We start from the raw sequence: 18175 nt of genomic DNA, 5'->3' as shown, positions 1-18175 counted from the left end.
CTTTTACGCTCCCGAGTACGTCAAGGTCGTCCACCCGGATAAAGATTCAATCCCATGTTCTGAACTTCGAGCACGCGCAGCATCATCGAGAATTACGACCCACTGACCACCTCGATAAACCACAGGAAGTCGCAACGCTGCATAAGCGTCATAGGTCAGCGCATCACCTGATGCCCCCACAGATGATTCGAATGCAATCTTGACCACCGCAGTGCTTTCTGAACATGTCTCTATTTGAAAAGCGACAGGAAGCGGAACTGCTGGTTTGAAAGTACCGGTTTCATCGACTTCTCCACGCTCAACGGCGGGTGAAACTGTTCCTTCAAAGAGCTGATTCCATGCAGCAAGCGCAATCTCATCGCGGGCAGGATCAGTAAGTGCCAAAAAGTTGTACGCACCGAGAAAGGCCCCTGCCGCAGACTGTGAGTAGTCCACTGGCAAATTCTCTCGATTCACACGACCTGGGCCATCTGACTCTGAGAACAACAAAAATCGGCCATGAATATATTGCGCCGTAAGCCGCGAGGGCTGTACCCACGAGAACGAACCGCATTCCTCCATCCGAGCTTCACGAGGATTACCCAGTATTTGACCATTGGCAGAGTCCGGGGTCAGGACAGGCTGCCCCGTCGCATCGACTGACCACGTGCCGGGGCGAAACGTAGAGTCATCGAAATGTGGTCGTGGCCAGCTTCGATTAGCAATATCGTCGTCTGATGGATACTCCGAAGAGCCCGATGTGATTTCAGATGAAGCCCCTTGCGTGGTCTCATTTTGCCGGGTCAGTACGACCACTATCGCAGCAAGTAGAACGAAAGCCACGACTACTGAACACAGAATGATGAGTGATTTTTTAGTCATTAGCGCTCATCCTCAACGCTGGTAAACGCGATAAATCCATCAAGCTGCTGTTCCGACAGTGCCGTTAAATCAGGTGCTTGATCCTGTGTGGGAAGCACAACTTTCCAGTCACCCGATGTGCGAGAAAGCTGCACAGGATAAGCAAAAGAAACTCCGTCTGACCACGTAGTAGCCAAGATAATCAAGGCTTTATCAGCTTCTTCGTCATATTCCGCAACGCTGAACCCCGTGAATTGAGCAGGGTTGTCTACGACACCATCCACAGTGACCAGAGCACGAGCTTGCAACCACTGGTCTCGCCCTGCACCCGGCTCCAACATGAACCGAGATACATCTGTCCACGTGTCATCATCTGCCCCTGCCATATAGACCTGCGCAGCCACAGCTGCCATCGCAGCTCCCTGAGGGGATTCCTCCCACTCATGAGGAACAGGATCAAGCTCATACGGCCCTTGAGCACCGGTAGGAATAGATAGACCTGCTGGCCCTGGAACCCAGACAGCCTCAGGTGACTCAACCACCGCGATGGAGGCATCTTCTGGTTCTGCCGAGCTGCATGAAACGGCAAAACCGCTAATAGCAACAAGGACAACGGGCAAAGTGTGACGGAGTTTCATCATTTTTTTCTTTCGCATATCAGTTTCTATGTGGTGCCCCCAAAAAATTGGGGGCACAGTGATGGAGAGAGTTCTAGGAAAACGCTGTTGCCAGTGCAACCGCAGAGGAAAACATCAAAACGCCTAGAGCGATTTTCACAGCAGTCACATACGGTGCGGTGGCGCTGACTGGCTCACCACGGTCTTTATCCAGTGCCATAAATGCCCCCAGAGTGATCACTGCGAGAATCGACACAACAATTGCCACATACAAGGCGATTTCCAACCAGCTCCAGATCGTGGAAACCACGGACGCTGGTGGAGTCCAGGGGCTTGTTGGTGGCTGAACACCCTGTGCGAAAACAATCACAGGAATGCGCCTACGAGACCGGACGCGCCACCAATCAACAAGCAACCAATGCCAATGGCCAACGCCCTGGAGGTTGCTTCCTCACTTGAACCCTGTTGACGAGACAAGGCCATTGCCGCACCCATGGTGATGACACCAATGATGGCGACCACGATCCCCAGATACATGGCAAAATTCAGCCCTTGATCTACTTTGGAGCCAAAACCAGCCGGTGCTTGCGGAGTGATGTTCTGTCCTGGCATCTGTGCCAGAACCAGAAGTGCTTTAGCGTTAAGGTAATCCATTTTTAAGTCCAATCTTCTTGATTTTTTGTTCCTGCTGCGGTGAAAATCTCTCGTCCGACAGCGGCAATGGTGTGTGGTACGGCTGTGGTCACAGGCCGTTTCTTCTTTGGTTTTTCCATCGGAGGATCATCTGGACTCCACACCGCTAAATCGTCTGTGTCCGTAATACGCAAAGACTGCATGTACGGGACATGCCACACTCTGGTGACTTCCTCAATCACACGAATTTTTTGTGCAAGAGGCTTAGGAAGCTTGCCCGCAGAATCTGCCACACACACAACTCCAACCAATTGGCACTGACCAGCTTCATCAGCAAGCACTTGGAGCACCGCGCGGTGAGCTGCTTCGAGGCCCGTTTTAGACGGTCGGCACACGATCACGACAAGCGGAGAGGCATCTAATGCAGGAAACAAGTTTCCTGCATCCCCGGCAGGTGCCCACATCTGTGACAGCGTGCTAGCCCCTGCCCCACCGTGAGCTGCTACCAGCCAAAAAGCCGGTGCCCATGAAGCCCGATCTTCTTCTATCTGATCAGCGTCATGCAAGCAGTACTCAGCAACGCCAAGAAGACGCTCTCGATCAACTGCGATCCGACCAGGAAGGGATTGAGGTGTGATGGTTGAACCTTTGGTGTTCTTCCTAAGCATTGTCATCACACCTTCAGTGAATCCATGGCCGACTGGGTACCTGCCTCATCGAACGCACTCACAGCCACGGCACCGACAACATCTACCAGCGCCTCAGTTAAGTCATTACCAGTGGAATCACCCGCAAGATCCGCAAGCCACGAGGTAGTCGCCTGAGTTGCAGTCAAACCATCATCAGTGACTGGTGTGGTGCGGTAGGTATTTTCAGTGACCGTGCGAGCAACTGCCGATTGCACCGCTGCGCGGGCAACATCTGGTGTCTCTAGACCTGCTGCATCTGCTTCATCAAAGACTCGTGCAGCAGTTGTCGTGGCTGTTTCTACTGTGACCAAATCCAGGGCAGCGGTTCCTGCTAGTGCTAACGCCATTCCCGCCCCTGCTGCTGGGTTAACCGCACCAGCAAGAGCAATCTGGGCAATATTTGCTGGGGTGAGTGTCTTCTTCGCCACAGTGACACCTGCGGCTAGCGCCATGCCGCCGATTTGCTGACCAGCAGCAACCACACGGCGCTCCCGGTCAGACTGGCTAATTGGCTTAGCAACCTGTGATGCAATACGCCCCAGAACAGTTTCATCAACAGAGTTAGCGCGGGTGATGCGCAGTCCCCCGCTTCCCATTTCCACACCTTCTGCGAGAGCTTCAACACCACCAAGCATGACTGCTGGGCCAAGAACATCAGAGATGTAATTCAGCGACCGAACAGGATCATTAATATCGATGTTTTGCCCTGCTGCGGTAAGTACAGCAAGCGGGTCTTCCTTTTTGATTCCGCAGGTCACGTCCCCGTCCAAGCACCAAGAAACAGTGTTCTGTGGAGCAGCACCTGTCGCGGTGGTTTGGCCTGTCACTGCTGCAACACCGGTGCCATCAACGCCGGAGGCAATTTGTGGATTCAGGTTGCCAATTGCGTCCATTCCATCAGTAGCCCGACCATCTTCGCGTGAGGGATCAGCGAAAAGCGCAACACCAACGAGATTGTCTGCGCTGAATGACGATTCACCTGCACTGATCTTTTTGGACACAGTGCTGGCAACCTGCGCGCCCTGGGCGTTGCCCATGAGCACAACCTTGGTTCCTGGGCACAGCTCACCAATCTGGTTAAAGACACTCATGGTGTCATCAACCGCGCGGGTGATGATCTCGGTATATGGCTCTGGCTCTACGGAATGCACACCAGGGATAAAGGAGCCTGTCCTATCTCCCCGGATGGGGATGTACGTTCTGCCCACTTCCGCCCGTGATGCTTCGGGGGAAGATTGAGCTGTCGCAGTCTCAGTAGCGGTCTCGGAGACATTTCCCCACTCGCTCTTATAAGTTGTTTCTGTTTCTCCCCACATGTTTGGAATGCCCGCGTCAAAGGTCTCAAAAGCTTCATCGGAGCTGTCTTCGATGATCGGTTCAAAACCTGCCGTAGTTCCGGTTTCTCCCTCATTGGCGGCTTTAAGAACTGGCGTAGCGATCTCTGCAAGGAAACCGGAATCGACCTGATCAGATCCGGTGATGGAATCCGCAGATGAGTTGACCATGACAATGTGCATGGCCGGGCATTCACCGATAGTGTTCTCCTGCGCTGATGCAGGGACAACTACAGCGGTTGCGATAACGATGGTGGAGAAAACCGCAAGTGATCTACGCATTTTCGTCTACCCTTTCTGTGATTTTGTGAAGAATCCATCCGCTGTCGCTCTCTGCTCCGGTGATGTTTTGGCGGTAGATCACTGATTTTCCAGCGGGGTCTGTGATCGTGAGGTCAGTGGCAACGGAAGTGTCGGATTCTGGGGAAAAAGTGACACACCAGGTGGTGCCTTCTGGTGCTGCAAGTGGCAAGATTTCGGCCCAGTTTTCGGCAGCCATGGCAGAATCTTGTGCCACGACTGCTAGCACGCCATCAGCGTTCCGTTCGTGATATGCCGTCTGAAATGTGACAATTGCCTCTTCCAGCGATTCACGACCAGCATCAATAGTGGATTCACCAGCACAATTAGTGCCGGCCCGCATGACAGATGGTTCTGTAGATGGTTCTGTTGTAGCAGCCACAATTGAGGCCGCGGGAACCTCTGATTCGGACGGTTCTACCTGAGCATCTGCAGCACTGTTGGTGGGCATAACTGCCCACACTGAGACTCCGACGATCACGGCAAGAACACCGCCTGCACCAGCGAGGAAAGCACCAGTGGAGACGCGCTTTTTCTGTGGTGTCTTTATTGCTAGCGTTTCTTGCTCAAAAGCCACATCGTTAGGCTCTACAGCATCAACGTTTTGCTCTGGGCGAGGAGTGAAATCCTCCAGTTCGAACCACTTGCTAGACATGATTTACACCTCGGCGGTGATGGTCTCAGAGCCGACAGCAACCTGGGCGTTGCCCACCTGGAGCGCATGACGACCGTAGGCAGGCTCCAGTTCACCAGTAACGCTCTTGACGGCTTGATCAATAACCGCTGCATTGGTTTCTACGACTCCAGCGATGGCATCCGGGACGAAGAAGTCAACCACGGTGGCTCCATTGACTTTGATCTGTGCAGACGTGGCAGTAGTTCGTGATTCCACAACTGGTGAAGCAATGGCATGTCCAGCGACTGTGCCGGATGCCGACAGCTCGGAAGTCCCGTCATTCCACAGGATCTGCTGTGCTGCGACATCTGTCTGTGATGCTGTGACTTCAACGAAGTTTACTGTGCCGGTGCGCACAACCTCAGTCTGAATGTCACTGTCTACAGGGATGATTGAGGGATCATTTGGGGCTTCTGCCAGAGGTGTGGCTGCCGGCAGTGTAGGAAGAACAGGCAGTGGGATGATTACTGGCTGGCTGGGAGTATCGGAGTCAATGTCGTCATCGCCGTCATCGTCGCTGTTATCGACGTTCGGGTAAGTAGGCGTTGGAGCAGGGATAACTGGTGTCGGTTCTTTCTCTTCTGGTTCCGTCGGCTTTTCCGGCGGGGTAGTCTCCCCACCCGTACCCGGCTGAGATCCCCCGGTACCTGGCTTTTCCGGCGGGGTAGTCTCCCCACCCGTACCCGGCTGAGATCCCCCGGTACCTGGCTTTTCCGGCGGGGTAGTCTCCCCACCCGTACCCGGCTGGCTGGTTCCAGGCTCACTGGTTCCTGGCTGGGCAGCGCGGGATTGTGCATGTGCCATTGGGGTGACCGATGCACAGGCCACAGCGATAGCTGCTGCGACTGCAAGATTCTTAGCCTTCAATTTTTTCTCCTTGAGATGACAAAGTTTGACATGGGCAACACGTATTCAACGCTGATCTGCTCTTACCGCAACCACCTAGGGTGTAGTGGGGTGACCTGCGAAAAGCCACCCCACGGGTTGTGCTACAGCACGCTAGGACGGGATTGAAGTTCTACTGCTCCAAGCCAGTGGTATTTTCGTGCTCTTCTACGTTTTGGGCTTCTCCTTTTTCAGCGGGCTGCTCCGCTTGAATGTCGATTGAGGAGCTGGAGATTCCGATGCGGTCAAGCAATTCGGTTGCGGGTGCCAGAGTTTGACGAGGTGCGGTTGCTTCGATCCAATCCATGGCTTTATCTGTGAGTTCATATGCCTGAGTCGTGGACATACCAAGTTTCATGTCCATCACTGGTTCTTCTTCCAGGAGGCCAGAATCAATCACCATTTTCAGCGTTTCTTTAGTCACGTTAGGGTCGATAATTACCTGTGCATCTTCATCCCACAGGAGCATGTTTGGAGCGTTGACAGTGAGCATGGTGAAAAGGGATTGTCCTTCTTCTTCGTCTTCCCGGAAAATCGGAATAGCAATTCTCCCGTTATCTGCGTAGCGCTGAGCATGTGCTTCGAGCGAGATCTGTTCTCCGAAGAATTTGCCTTCGATGTTCCAGGTTTTAGGCGTGATTGCCATGGGTGTGTTCCTTGTCGATATTTGAAGAGACAGCGAGTGGTATCGCCCGAGTACGGGCGCTGATTAAGTAAAAATCTTTTTCCTGCTACCGCAACCACCAGCAGGAAACTGATAGGAATCAAAAAAATTGAGGCATACCGGCCGGGATACATGCGGGGAACAGGTACTGTTTGTGTGTGGTGAAGCCGACACGGACCGTCGGCTTCACCCTCATGTTTGAAGCTGGGTTCTAGGCAGATTTTTTAGAATTTTCCTTGAACTCCTCGCTTGAAGTTTCTGCGGCTTGAATTTCTCGTCGCGGGGCCAACACTTCCCCGCCCCAGACACCACAGGCCCAGCGTTCAGTTGCGGCGAAATCACGACACTGCTGTATCAACGGACAGTCCTGGCACACATCCACAGCCCGACGAAGACGCTGAGTGCGCTGCATCGGCGTTTCACCATCAATGCTCCAATCCCAAAGGAATTCCTCCGGTTCTCGGCAGAGCGAATCAGCGAAGAAATTAGGAACTGGATCAATTTTTGGTGCCACTCGCGGGGCGCGGATTTGGGTGATTGCGAAGGGATCATGAACGGACCTCATGATGACCTGGCCTTTCAGGTAGCGCGTCAACATGTCAAGACAGATCGACGCAAAGGGATACTTTTGCGTGCGCGTGATTGGGGGAGTGCGCGCCCCTCCATGCCGGTGCACTATGTGCCCAGTAGGTAGCGCTCAACTCCGGATTCCAGAACAAATTGGCGACGCGTAGCCGCAGAAGTCGTGCCGGATTCACGTGCCTGCTTGTGATCCATGGCGATCAAGCCCCAGTCAAGGTCGTAGTGCTTCACCGGCGATCCATCAGCACGAACCAGCTCTTGAGCCGGTGGAGCCTGATCTTCGATTGGTGGTGCGCCATTGACTGGAATATCGTCGCGGAACCGCGCGATAACCAGCGCAGAAAGGTTTCGTACCTCTGAGGGAAGCGATCGTGCCTCCAGCGCTGCGTGCAAAGTCTCAATCGTCCATCCAGCATCAAGCCGCTCACGAATCATGGAAGCAATGCGTGGAAGCTGGCGAGGTGGAATAGCTCTCATCGACCTAGGTAGCACCTGACCAACCAACTCAGAGACGCCCAAATCATCCCTTAAACGCCCTTTAGAGGGATTTTCTACCACTGGAGACCCAACTCCATCATCCAGAGGTATTTCATGGCATAAATCGTCTTGTGTGGCCGATTGGCTAGTTTCCGGGGGTTCTGAAGATTTTTCATGAGATGGGAACTCCTCCCCTCCCCGGTCGCCGTCAGGCGATCCACCAAGCGGCGAAGCTGCTCCCTCGTTTGCTGGTTCACCACCAGCTGAATCAGCGCTGGGGGGCTGGGGGGAAGGTTGGTAGTTCTGTTGGTTGTTAATAGGGGTCTCATGGGTGAGACCCTGAACATGCGGATTTTGAGACCCTGAAGCGTTCAGGGTGTCATTTTGGGACCCTGACTCTGACCTGGTCTTTTCTTTCAGGGTGTCATTTTGGGACCCTGACCCATTTTCGCCATATTTTCCAAGCGCGATGCCAACAATGTCGATTCGGTAGAGCGAACTGGTTTGTCGCGAGCGACCGTCTTCATCACGCTTTCGGCGTGATTCTGAGACGATAAGTCCGTGCTGTCGAAGTGAATCAAGCTGGCGCATCACTGTACTGCGGGCTTGGCAAGATCGACGGCAAAGCTCACGCACAGACGGCCATGCTTCTCCATCTCCGTTGGCACGATCGGCAAGTGCAATCAGTAGAAGCTTTTCAGCTGGGCGCAGGCAACCAACCTTGTCGAAAACTAAAGCAACTTCAGTGAATCCCATTGCGATCCCCTACCCCAGGTACCATCTCTGCATGATCAAGCACGCGACGTCGAAGAAGGAATGCCGCGATATTAGGCTTCTTTTCACCAGCGAAATGAGCCCAGAGTGGGAGCTCCCGGAATTGCCGAGGAAGCCCGCCCAGTTCGAGGAACTCGGTACCCTGCTGGGAGCCTGGGAAGATAACCGCCTGGTAGGCGCAGCATTCATCAGCCCAGCGAGCACTGAAGCCAACGCGATCTACGACAACCTTTCCGGCATCGACGATGACTTGGCCCGCGATAGCTATACCTGGCTGAGGGAAAAGGTAGTTTTTATTGAGTTGATCGCGACAGTGGCGCAGTATCGACGCAGAGGCATCGCCCACCGCTTGCTGTCCAAGATTCAATCCATCGCTGCTGATGAAGGTCGAGAAATCATCATCGCTGTTGCCGGAAACAATGACTCGCGCAAGCTCTTTGCACACGCGGATTACATCATTTTGCAGCCGAATGTCGGTCTCGTGCTCACAGCCAATCAAAACGACACGCTGCTTGACCTCGGCATTTTGCCCGGTGTTCCAGACTGTGCTTTCGCTGTTAAAGAAATCGGCCGCAGTAACCGGTTTTCCTTCATGATCACGCATCCGGATGTTTCTGGATGGGATCACGGAACTCCTATGTGGCAGTTGACCGAAAGGGCCTTCCATGTCCCTACCAATCGGTAATCCAATAACAGGAAGACGAGGCTCGACGGTTGCGCTTGCAAAGGTCTGAGACTTATCATGTGGCTGAGCAGCGTTGCAGCAGCTTGATGTTTTGACGGTCACTTGTGTTCCCCCACAAGTGGCCGTTTTTTTGTGTGGTTTCATGAGGCCAAGCCGGGGTTGATGATTTTGTCGATATCGGAACGGGAGATCCTCCACTGACCAGAAGGCAGTTGGATGGAGTTGGGAAGTTTTCCTGTTTTTGCCCACAACTGCACAGATCGACGGGAGACTGATGGAAGCAAGTCGGATGCTTCTAGCGGAGTCAGCCACTCCTTATTTGCAATAATTAACGTATTTCGTTCGCTCATGAAAACGAGTATCACAGAAACCCAAACTAACGTCAAACGTTAGCCTTGCGCTGTTTGCGTTCATAGTATAGTTTTTAAGTCATGACATCCGGAATACGAGCAAACAAGCCCATAAGACACAAACGGACACCTGACGAATGTGTAGGGATTGTAGTTAATCAACTTCTCTTCACCACAAAGACAACCAAGCGGGAGCTTGGTGCGGTTCTGGGAATTTCAGGCGCGACAGCAGGGCGCAAGGTGCGAGGAGAGATTTCATGGTCACTCGATGACCTCTATGCCACAGCAGACTTCTTTGGTGTTAACATCACTGACCTACTCCCCCGGCGTTCCCCCCTGGAAACGCCAGAATCCCCCTCAACCGAAGTTGAGAGGGATTCTTGGAATTTAGTAGCGGGGGCAGGATTCGAACCTACGACCTCTGGGTTATGAGCCCAGCGAGCTACCGAGCTGCTCCACCCCGCGACGCAACACTTAGAGTGTTCATCTAAAACAAATACATATACTGTTTTTGCTTCATTTTTAAAGTGTACACCTATGTTAATGATTTACAAATTAACCAAAGCGCTCCCCTGCAATCAATCTCCACAACCAAAGGGAAAGCTACTTTCCTAAGAGCATTTTAAGAAAATTTCAAACCGATAGCAGAAGCCCATTTACACTGATAATCTTCGCACTAGCTCTACATTTACTCAATAATCCACCCCTGCCCAGAGGATTTTCCACATGGACCTTGCAACAATTCAGCAACTGGCAAGCAATGCCACCAATTCAATCCTCGCATTTCCATACCTTATCGAAGCGATCATCAGCACTGTAGCTCTTGCACCTTTTCTAGACACCTTCTTCACGGAAATTGGCCTGTCCAGCGGCATCTAAAGAACTTAGTTTCCAAAACATATCCAAAAACTTACTAAAGAGGACCTAATGCATTACTTCGATACCTTCACCGAGTTCTACGCCAGTCTGCCAATCATTGGCAGTGCCTTTGGTTTCGCCTTTGACGCCATCCGCGGCCTACTCTCTCTATAACTCGATCTTTATGAACAATGCCCCGCTCACCTTGATGTGAGCGGGGCATTGTTCTAGCTGATGTGAGAAATCTCTTCCCGTAACGTCCCTAAAACTACGCAATTGAGGTGCTGCCTGCCAGGTGCTTGGGCATTTACCAGATTTGTCCGCTAGCTGTACGTAATCGAATATCCCTCACGTCTAATAAGACCAGGACGCAGAAAAATCCTGGCCACTAATGACCAGGATTTTCCATATTGGTGGAGCTGCCGGGAATTGAACCCGGGTCCTACGTTATCTCGCCAGGGCTTCTCCGTGCGCAGTTCGTAGCATGATCTCTGCTCGGCCCTCCGGCTAGAACGAACACTTCCGGATGATGAGCCCAGTCTGCGGTAAAAGTCCCATTCAACCCCGCGGACGCGATTGAACAGCAAGTCCCTTAGTCGATGCCAGGATCCAGGTCAGGGACTCCCCTGGGCTGACAGACACGCGGTCGCTGGATTATGCAGCGAGGGCGTAGTCGCGCTGAGACTTCTCGGCGCTTATTAGTTTGCTGCGACGCTCACGGTGGTCTCCAGCCTTCACCGGCACGCTTCCCCTGGCTAAATCAACGTAGTCGAAACCATGTCAGCCCCGTCGATCATCCTGTGGAGGGATTGTGCAATTCCACAAGAAGGTTTAACTCTAACGCAAAACACCGCAACATGCAAGCGTCGAAAAGCGCTTTTCGACGCCGCCCTAGGCGTTGATGCCTTTAATACGGCGCCCAAGCTCCCGAGTGACCTCGCGTTCTTCGGTACGGCGCTTAATGTCTTGACGCTTGTCATAATCCTGCTTACCTTGCGCCAGCCCAAGTTCGAGCTTGACTCGACCATTTTTGATGTAGAGCTTGAGCGGAATCAAGGTGCGATTACCATCGCGCACCTTACCCATAAGGGAATCGATCTCCTTGCGGTGCAACAACAATTTACGAGTGCGCTTTGGCGTGTGATTGGTCCAGGAACCCATAGAATACTGCGGAATATGCAGGTGCTGGAGCCAAATTTCACCATTTTCAATGCTCGCAAAGGAATCTACGAGCGAAACCTTTCCCTCACGGAGGGACTTAATTTCGGTGCCGAGCAGCACCACACCCGCCTCCCAGGTATCAATGATCTGGTAGTCATGACGGGCCTTACGATTTGTCGCGAGAACAGCGTTGTTATCGTCGACTTTCTTATTCTTCTTGGCCATAATCATTTCAGTCTACGGCAGAGGAAGTTATTTACGAACGTAGAACCTCAAAGTGAGCTGCGCGATAACCCCCGCGATCACTACACCAAAGGCAGAAATTGCCGGCGCGATCAGCCAAATGTCATTTGTGGTCACTGGCGCAATCAGCTGCGATTCATACAGACCCTGCAAAGCTTTATCGATAACCAGCTCCTTGCCCAGGAACAAACCAACTGTGGCAAACACTGCGCCAATAAGCGTTGCGATAATCGCCTCCAGCACAAAAGGACCCTGAGTATAAAAGCGCGAAGCGCCCACAATACGCATAATCTCAGTTTCCTCACGCCTGTTATAAGCCGCAATCTGCACCATATTGGCAATGAGGAAAATGGAAGCCAAAAGCTGCACGGCGGCAATCAAGAAGGTGGCATTCCTAATTGAATCCAGGTTATCGGTTGCTCCTCGCAGATCATCCACCTGGTCAATAACATTTGTAACCTGCGGAAGTTCTCTTACTGGATCAAGAATATCCACCGCCAAGGGATCTGCCAGGCGCACATGGAAAGCTGCCGGCAACGCATCTGGCGAAGTCTCCTGCACCAAAACCGGATCAGTGTTTTGGAATACTTCTACAAAACGCTCATAAGAGGCCTCGCGGGAACGATAAGTAATGGAATCGATTCCCTCAACGCCTTCCAAGGTATCGCGAACTTCAACGCACTCTTCGCTGGTACACTCCGGATCATTAGCGGAGGTGCTTTCATCAAGCTGAATCATCACCTCAACGCGGTCCAAATAAATATCCTTGGTGCGCTCTGTCATATTGGTGACCAAAAATCCCGTGGCCAAAAGTGCCAATGAGATAGAAGTGGTGATAATGAGCGCTACCGTCATGGTGAAATTTCGACCCAAGCCACGGAAAGCCTCGCGAATTACATATCCTAAAGCCATAATTCCCCCCCTATCGCATTTCGCCGTAGACGCCATGAGCATCATCGCGAACTAATTTGCCCAGCTGCAATTCAATAACGCGACGGCGCATATCATCCACAGTGCGGGCATTGTGTGTGGACATGACAACGGTGGTTCCCATGCGATTAATTCGATTAAGCAAAATCATGATCTCATCTGAGGTATCTGGATCGAGATTTCCAGTGGGCTCATCTGCCAAAAGCACCAATGGCCTATTCACAAAGGCGCGAGCAATTGCCACGCGCTGCTGCTCACCACCCGAAAGTTCATTGGGCATGCGGTTTGCCTTGCCTGCCAGTCCCACCATTTCGAGTGTTTCGGGAACCAGCTGCTCGATTTTGTGTTTCTTTTTGCCGATTACTTCCAATGCAAATGCCACATTGTCATAGACATTCTTGTTTTTGAGTAGTCGGAAATCCTGGAAAACATATCCGATGCGTTGCCTCAGTTTATTTACCTGAGTGCCGCGCAGCTTATTGACCTGGAAGTCTGCGAACATGAGGTTTCCGGAACTGACATTCTCCTCTCTTGTCAAAAGGCGCAGGAAGGTAGATTTACCCGATCCCGAAGGCCCAATGAGGAAAACAAACTCGCCTTTTTCAATATGCAAGGACACATTGTCCAATGCTGGGCGGGTTGATGTCTTGTAGTTCTTGGAGACATTCTCGAAGGTGATCACGGCTCACACTCTAGCGAAACAGTTGTGACTAAAGAAACGAAAGTGACAAACTTAGGTAAAGATTCCCAGTAAACGTCTAGAAAAGCCCCACCTAGCGCAATTGCGTTTTAAGGCCTACACCTTTGAAGATGGCCTTTTATATCGATCCACCCCTTTAAGCGCCCTAAATCGTCATCTAGCGCGCCTGCGAAAACGGGGTTCCGGCAATTTTATTCACAAAGCGTGCCGATTTACGCAAACAGCGCTAAGCAAACAAAAGTTCTGCGTAAATCCGCACGGTGCTGCCCCAATTTCCGTGCCGATTTACGCAAAAAACACTTCTAAAGCAGCCGATCTTCGTAAATCGGGACGGTTTTTCAACTCCCCGAGCCAAACTTAAACCAAAAACCAAGCAACTGCCCTAGCTTGAGGTGTTTTGCTCCGCCATGCGCCAGCGAATGCCGGCCTCGAGGAAGCCATCGATGTCACCATCAAGCACCTTTTGGGGATCATTTACTTCAAAGTTGGTTCTTAGGTCTTTCACCATTTGATAAGGGTGCAAAACGTAGGATCGCATTTGATTGCCCCAGGAAGCATTGCCACCGGCACCAAGTGCATCCATTTCAGCACGCTCTTCTTGGCGCTTACGCTCGAGCAATTTCGCCTGGAGAACCCGCATCGCAGAGGCCTTATTCTGGATCTGTGATTTCTCATTTTGGCAGGTCACAACGATGCCGGTTGGAATGTGAGTAAGACGCACGGCGGAGTCGGTGGTATTCACGGATTGTCCACCAGGGCCGGAAGATCGGTAAACGTCCACGCGGATCTCATTGTCTGGAACGTCAATGGAGTCGGTCTTTTCCACCACTGGCAGCACTTCTACCTCGGCAAATGAGGTTTGGCGGCGGCCCTGATTATCAAAGGGACTAATACGAACCAAACGGTGAGCGCCCTGTTCCACAGAGAGCTGGCCGTACATATAGTCACCATGGACCACGAAGGTGGCGGATTTGATGCCAGCTTCTTCAGCATAGGAAATGTCATAAACATCTACCTTGTGGCCGTTCTTTTCCGCCCAGCGGGTGTACATGCGCATGAGCATCTCGGCCCAGTCCGCAGCGTCCACTCCACCAGCGCCGGAACGGATATTAATCACGGCTTCGCGGGCATCGTATTCGCCGGAGAGCATGGTTTTTACTTCCAGAGCCTCAATCAATGCGCGAAGGTCCTCGAGTTCTTCATCGGCAATGGAGGTATCGCCGTCTTCTTCCTCGGCAAGTTCGTACATGATGGGAAGATCTTCGATGCGCTGGCGCAATTCGGTGATTTTGCGCAGCTCAGCTTGTACATGGGAGAGCTCAGAGGTGACCTGCTGCGCGTGGTCGGGGTCGTCCCAAAGTGAAGGGTCTGCTGCTTGTGCTTCTAGTTCTCGGACTCGGTCGGACATTTCTTCCGGGTTTAGTACCTTCTCAATGGTGGTGAGGGTGCTGTCGAGCTCAGAAAGTGCTGCAGAAATTTCGGGACGCATGTCTGCATATGTTACCCGTTTAGGTGTTTAAGCTAAGAACTCCGCCCTGTTCGGCACGCTGAGCTTAAGGGATGCACAATAGAGAGTATGAATAATCCCGAGCAGACTCATCCAGCCGCCAGCTTAGATGACATGATCAAGACCATCACCAAAACTTTTGTCATTGCGCATGAGCAGGACACTGATGAACATTTGGCACAGGCTTTGGTTTATAACGCCGGTCGTTTGGCATGGCGGATGCGGGAAAATGGCCTCGCCACTGATTTCAAAACTTCGATTTCTGATGTGGTGACCGATGCTGATCGCGCTGCCGAATCTTTTGTTGCAGGTGCTTTGGAAGCGCTGCGACCGGAAGATGGCGTGATTGGTGAAGAAGGCGCCAACCGGGCGTCGAAAAGCGGTCGTTTCTGGGTCATTGACCCAGTTGATGGCACCTATAACTTCACGCAGGGCTCCGATTATTGGTGCTCTGCAATCGCGCTGGTAGAGGGCGAGCCTGCCAATCCCGATCGCCTGCTTTTTGGGGCGGTGCACCGCCCTGCCATGGGTTATACCTGGTTCGGGGGCCCGGGTATCCGGACCACGCGCGACGGCAAGGAGCTAAAGATGCTTGTCGACGAACCCCTGAAAAGCATTTCTCTTGGCACCTATATTCACCCCACTCGCCTGGCCGATGACAAGATCCATGAGGCGTGGCGCAGCGTTGCCACCAAACCTGCCACCATCAGAATGTTTGGTGCTGGCTCGGTGGATTTGGCCGGGGTTGCAGAAGGCAGCGTCGGTGCTTGGGTGCAGCACAGTGTGGCCGATTGGGATTGGCTGCCGGGTCGCGCGCTGATTGAAGGTGTGGGCGGTGCTTGCATCAAGGTCAACGCTGGCGGCGTAGTTTGGTGTGTGGCGGGAAACGCCGAGGCTGTCTCTGAGATTTCTGATACCTTCAGCGCACTAGACTAGGACATTATGAGTAACTACGCAGATGACTTAGCCCTGGCCCTGGAATTAGCTGAACTTGCCGATTCTCTCACTTTGGAAAGATTTGAAGCCACTGACCTGGAAGTTTCCTCCAAGCCTGATATGACTCCCGTTAGTGATGCCGATCTGGCGACCGAACAAGCACTGCGCGAAAAGCTCAGTACTGCGCGTCCTGCCGATGCAATCCTGGGTGAAGAATTTGGCGGCGATGTAGAACTCAGTGTCCGTCAGTGGATTATCGATCCCATCGACGGCACCAAAAACTTCGTGCGTGGAGTTCCCGTCTGGGCAACGTTAATTGCGCTGCTCGATGATGGCCGCCCCGTTGCAGGTGTTATCTCAGCTCCTGCCTTGGCACGTCGCTGGTGGGCTGCTGAGGGTGCTGGCGCCTGGCGTACTTTTAATGGCACTTCTCCTCGAAAGCTGCAGGTTTCTTCTGTGTCTAAGTTGGAGGATGCTTCCATTTCCTTTTCTTCCCTCTCCGGTTGGGAAGAACGCAAGCTTCGCGAACAATTCATTGAGCTCAGCGATGACACCTGGCGACTGCGTGGCTTTGGCGATTTCTTCTCCTACTGCCTAGTCGCCGAAGGTGCAGTAGATATCGCTGCCGAGCCAGAAGTCAGTCTGTGGGATCTGGCGCCTCTGTCCATTTTGGTCACTGAGGCAGGCGGTCGCTTCACCTCTTTAGCCGGTGTTGATGGACCTCATGGTGGCGATGCTATCGCCACCAATGGCCTATTGCACCAAGAGGTGCTGGACCGCTTCAAGCAGTCCTAAGCCGGCTTGTTTCTCAGAATAAGGAAGGGCCTAGCTGCCAATTTTGGCAGCTAGGCCCTTCCTTTTTGTGGGCTACGTTTTATCCAGCGGTGGGCTGGAAACCACGACCTGGACCATTGACGGTATTAAGATCTCCGAGGATTTGGTCCATATTTACGGACAGGGACGGCATGAACAAAGAACCCTGCAAAGGTGTGGTGCAGGAAAGGTCATAATTCGGAATAACGCCGCCAGAGACGATGCCCACCAAGCGGTTATCCACAAAAACTGGAGCTCCGGAATCGCCACGGCCGGCACAGACCTGGGACATCGTCATGCGCTGATCGGCAGACCACACAATTCCACAGGTAAGGCCGGTAGCAACACCACTTTTGCAGACCTGTTGCCCGGGAGCAACGCCGCCGCCTACAGAGTTAACGGTGATTCCGTTATAAGAATTTGTAAGTTGTGCATTAGAGCCGAACTCAATAACTGAGTAATCCGCATTTGGTGCGTTATATACAACAGTTCCAGAATCGCCTACCCAATAAGAATCTCCAGAACGCACAGCATCACCGGCTTGACCACAGTGACCGGCAGTAATACCAATTTTGCGACCATCGGCGTCAGTTCCGGTCACCGCCAAGGTGCACATTGCGGTGCCATCAAGATAGATCGGAGTGCCCGGGCCATAAAGTGATTGCCCCTGCTCTTCCACTATCTGAGATTCCTCCGGAACAGCTGGCGCATTAAACCAAGAACCTGGAACTCGGTGCACCACTTGACCCAAGGTTGCAGCCATTACCTGAGACTGAATATCGTTGCGAACCTCATAATTGGGCAGCGCGGGCTGGGCTACGGGTTCAGTGGCCACAGTTTCAGCGGTTTCAACAGGCGGTGCCAATGGCTGTTCTACAACCTGGCCAGCGGAAACCCCAGTCACACCATAAGGCGCAAGAGTTGCATCAATGGTGGAATTGGTGCTTGCATCGAAATTTTCCGCGGCACTGCGATCAAGAGTTATTCCGAATTGTGAAAGTTGCGCATTCGCTTGATCAACCACGGCCGTGGTGTCCACCCACTCAGCTGCATGCGCTGGCGTTGTCAGACTCACTCCCGCAATAAGAATTGATGCGGAAAAAATGGCACGGCGTGAGACCGGGAAGCGCATAAGGATCTTTAGTTCACTTTCATAACATGAAACGGGCAATGATTTATATACTGCCATGCCCCACGTCACTTTGAACCCTTGAATTCAGAAGTGTGACCGAGTCGTTGCCAAAATTCTCCGCCGTTGCCGCAAAAACCTCTTTTACGCAGGCGATAGGGGTATTTGGGGGTATTTAAAACACCGACGCTTTTCGACGAACCCCTCGCCTCCCGCACCAATGCGCAACAATGCGCAACAATGACAAAAGCCTTACTAACCGAAGTTAGTAAGGCTTTTGTTAATTAGTAGCGGGGGCAGGATTTGAACCTACGACCTCTGGGTTATGAGCCCAGCGAGCTACCGAGCTGCTCCACCCCGCGACGCAATGACTAAAATGTCATTTAATCTCT

At 52.5% G+C, this 18175-nt stretch carries 21 protein-coding genes, 2 tRNA genes, 1 other RNA gene and 1 pseudogene; 5 read left to right on the top strand and 20 right to left on the bottom strand.

The genetic code is table 11. From position 1 onward, the window contains the following. Positions 1-3 precede the first annotated feature (3 nt). The 11 genes from H924_RS14100 to H924_RS03675 form a co-directional block, all read right to left on the bottom strand. Positions 4-861 (bottom strand): hypothetical protein, encoded by an 858-nt coding sequence (locus H924_RS14100; RefSeq protein ID WP_155861921.1) that lies wholly within the window; start codon positions 859-861, stop codon positions 4-6. Then, positions 861-1496, bottom strand: coding sequence for a hypothetical protein (locus H924_RS03720; protein WP_155861920.1), 636 nt, complete (start codon positions 1494-1496; stop codon positions 861-863). The genes H924_RS14100 and H924_RS03720 overlap by 1 nt, the downstream gene beginning before the upstream one ends. A gap of 55 nt (positions 1497-1551) precedes the next feature. Next, on the bottom strand, positions 1552-1827 hold the full coding sequence (locus H924_RS03715; RefSeq protein ID WP_015650622.1) for a hypothetical protein: 276 nt from the start codon (positions 1825-1827) through the stop codon (positions 1552-1554). Beyond that, positions 1824-2111: a hypothetical protein gene (locus H924_RS03710; protein WP_015650621.1), complete on the bottom strand. Its 288-nt coding sequence runs from the start codon at positions 2109-2111 to the stop codon at positions 1824-1826. Before H924_RS03710 ends, H924_RS03715 begins: the two co-directional genes overlap by 4 nt. A 2-nt stretch (positions 2112-2113) precedes the next feature. Further along, positions 2114-2758, bottom strand: a complete 645-nt coding sequence (locus H924_RS03705) for a DUF6668 family protein (RefSeq protein ID WP_052160414.1) — start codon at positions 2756-2758, stop codon at positions 2114-2116. A 5-nt stretch (positions 2759-2763) separates the two neighbouring features. Next, positions 2764-4395 (bottom strand): cutinase family protein, encoded by a 1632-nt coding sequence (locus tag H924_RS03700; protein ID WP_015650619.1) that lies wholly within the window; start codon positions 4393-4395, stop codon positions 2764-2766. Then, positions 4388-5068, bottom strand: coding sequence for a hypothetical protein (locus H924_RS03695; protein WP_015650618.1), 681 nt, complete (start codon positions 5066-5068; stop codon positions 4388-4390). The genes H924_RS03700 and H924_RS03695 overlap by 8 nt, the downstream gene beginning before the upstream one ends. Positions 5069-5071: 3 nt before the next feature. Beyond that, a complete protein-coding gene (locus H924_RS03690) occupies positions 5072-5956 on the bottom strand; it encodes a hypothetical protein (protein ID WP_015650617.1) in 885 nt (294 codons plus the stop codon). Positions 5957-6107: 151 nt separating this feature from the next. Further along, entirely contained in the window at positions 6108-6620 is a 513-nt protein-coding gene (locus tag H924_RS03685) for a hypothetical protein (protein ID WP_015650616.1), read from the bottom strand. 229 nt (positions 6621-6849) lie between these two features. Then, a complete protein-coding gene (locus tag H924_RS13600; protein WP_015650615.1) occupies positions 6850-7203 on the bottom strand; it encodes a WhiB family transcriptional regulator in 354 nt (117 codons plus the stop codon). A gap of 110 nt (positions 7204-7313) precedes the next feature. Further along, positions 7314-8453 (bottom strand): helix-turn-helix domain-containing protein, encoded by a 1140-nt coding sequence (locus H924_RS03675; RefSeq protein WP_015650614.1) that lies wholly within the window; start codon positions 8451-8453, stop codon positions 7314-7316. A 31-nt stretch (positions 8454-8484) separates the two neighbouring features. Here H924_RS03675 and H924_RS03670 point away from each other — a divergent pair, with 31 nt between their 5' ends. Then, a complete protein-coding gene (locus tag H924_RS03670) occupies positions 8485-9156 on the top strand; it encodes a GNAT family N-acetyltransferase (RefSeq protein WP_015650613.1) in 672 nt (223 codons plus the stop codon). 221 nt (positions 9157-9377) lie between these two features. Here the strand turns inward: H924_RS03670 and H924_RS14790 are convergent. Further along, positions 9378-9506: pseudogene (locus H924_RS14790) on the bottom strand (hypothetical protein); the annotation flags it as partial. Positions 9507-9587: 81 nt separating this feature from the next. On the opposite strand from H924_RS14790, the gene H924_RS14675 reads away from it, so the two are divergent. Beyond that, complete coding sequence (locus tag H924_RS14675; RefSeq protein WP_015650612.1) at positions 9588-9938, top strand: helix-turn-helix domain-containing protein; 351 nt, start codon at positions 9588-9590, stop codon at positions 9936-9938. Here the strand turns inward: H924_RS14675 and H924_RS03665 are convergent. Next, positions 9898-9971: transfer RNA gene (locus tag H924_RS03665), tRNA-Met, on the bottom strand. The two genes, H924_RS14675 and H924_RS03665, sit on opposite strands and share 41 nt — an antisense overlap. A gap of 261 nt (positions 9972-10232) precedes the next feature. Between H924_RS03665 and H924_RS14095 the strand changes: the two genes are divergently transcribed. Beyond that, positions 10233-10385 carry a hypothetical protein gene (locus H924_RS14095; protein WP_155861919.1) on the top strand — a complete coding sequence of 51 codons (153 nt, stop codon included), beginning with the start codon at positions 10233-10235 and terminating at the stop codon, positions 10383-10385. A 390-nt stretch (positions 10386-10775) separates the two neighbouring features. On the opposite strand, the gene ssrA is transcribed toward H924_RS14095, so the two are convergent. The 5 genes from ssrA to prfB all read right to left on the bottom strand — a co-directional run bounded on the left by ssrA (position 10776) and on the right by prfB (position 14887). Beyond that, positions 10776-11152, bottom strand: a transfer-messenger RNA (tmRNA) gene (ssrA, locus tag H924_RS13845). Positions 11153-11255: 103 nt separating this feature from the next. After that, complete coding sequence (gene smpB / locus H924_RS03660; protein ID WP_015650611.1) at positions 11256-11750, bottom strand: SsrA-binding protein SmpB; 495 nt, start codon at positions 11748-11750, stop codon at positions 11256-11258. Positions 11751-11777: 27 nt separating this feature from the next. Then, positions 11778-12680: a permease-like cell division protein FtsX gene (ftsX, locus tag H924_RS03655; RefSeq protein ID WP_015650610.1), complete on the bottom strand. Its 903-nt coding sequence runs from the start codon at positions 12678-12680 to the stop codon at positions 11778-11780. Between the two features lie 10 nt (positions 12681-12690). Next, positions 12691-13380 carry a cell division ATP-binding protein FtsE gene (gene ftsE, locus H924_RS03650; RefSeq protein ID WP_015650609.1) on the bottom strand — a complete coding sequence of 230 codons (690 nt, stop codon included), beginning with the start codon at positions 13378-13380 and terminating at the stop codon, positions 12691-12693. A gap of 400 nt (positions 13381-13780) precedes the next feature. Continuing rightward, a complete protein-coding gene (gene prfB / locus H924_RS03645; RefSeq protein ID WP_015650608.1) occupies positions 13781-14887 on the bottom strand; it encodes a peptide chain release factor 2 in 1107 nt (368 codons plus the stop codon). 78 nt (positions 14888-14965) lie between these two features. On the opposite strand from prfB, the gene H924_RS03640 reads away from it, so the two are divergent. Together H924_RS03640 and hisN are read left to right on the top strand one after the other, a co-directional pair. Beyond that, a complete protein-coding gene (locus tag H924_RS03640) occupies positions 14966-15841 on the top strand; it encodes an inositol monophosphatase family protein (RefSeq protein ID WP_029703458.1) in 876 nt (291 codons plus the stop codon). Between the two features lie 6 nt (positions 15842-15847). After that, positions 15848-16636 (top strand): histidinol-phosphatase, encoded by a 789-nt coding sequence (hisN, locus tag H924_RS03635; RefSeq protein ID WP_015650606.1) that lies wholly within the window; start codon positions 15848-15850, stop codon positions 16634-16636. A 79-nt stretch (positions 16637-16715) separates the two neighbouring features. Here the strand turns inward: hisN and H924_RS03630 are convergent, their stop codons facing one another. Both H924_RS03630 and H924_RS03625 read right to left on the bottom strand, forming a co-directional pair. Beyond that, positions 16716-17729 carry a S1 family peptidase gene (locus H924_RS03630; RefSeq protein WP_245533896.1) on the bottom strand — a complete coding sequence of 338 codons (1014 nt, stop codon included), beginning with the start codon at positions 17727-17729 and terminating at the stop codon, positions 16716-16718. A gap of 342 nt (positions 17730-18071) precedes the next feature. Then, positions 18072-18145 (bottom strand) — tRNA-Met (locus H924_RS03625). Positions 18146-18175: the final 30 nt, after the last annotated feature.

This window comes from Corynebacterium callunae DSM 20147 (assembly GCF_000344785.1).
GTDB classification, from domain to species: domain Bacteria; phylum Actinomycetota; class Actinomycetes; order Mycobacteriales; family Mycobacteriaceae; genus Corynebacterium; species Corynebacterium callunae.
Note: the sequence above shows the minus strand (reverse complement) of the source record. Positions and strands in the feature narration are given on the sequence as shown.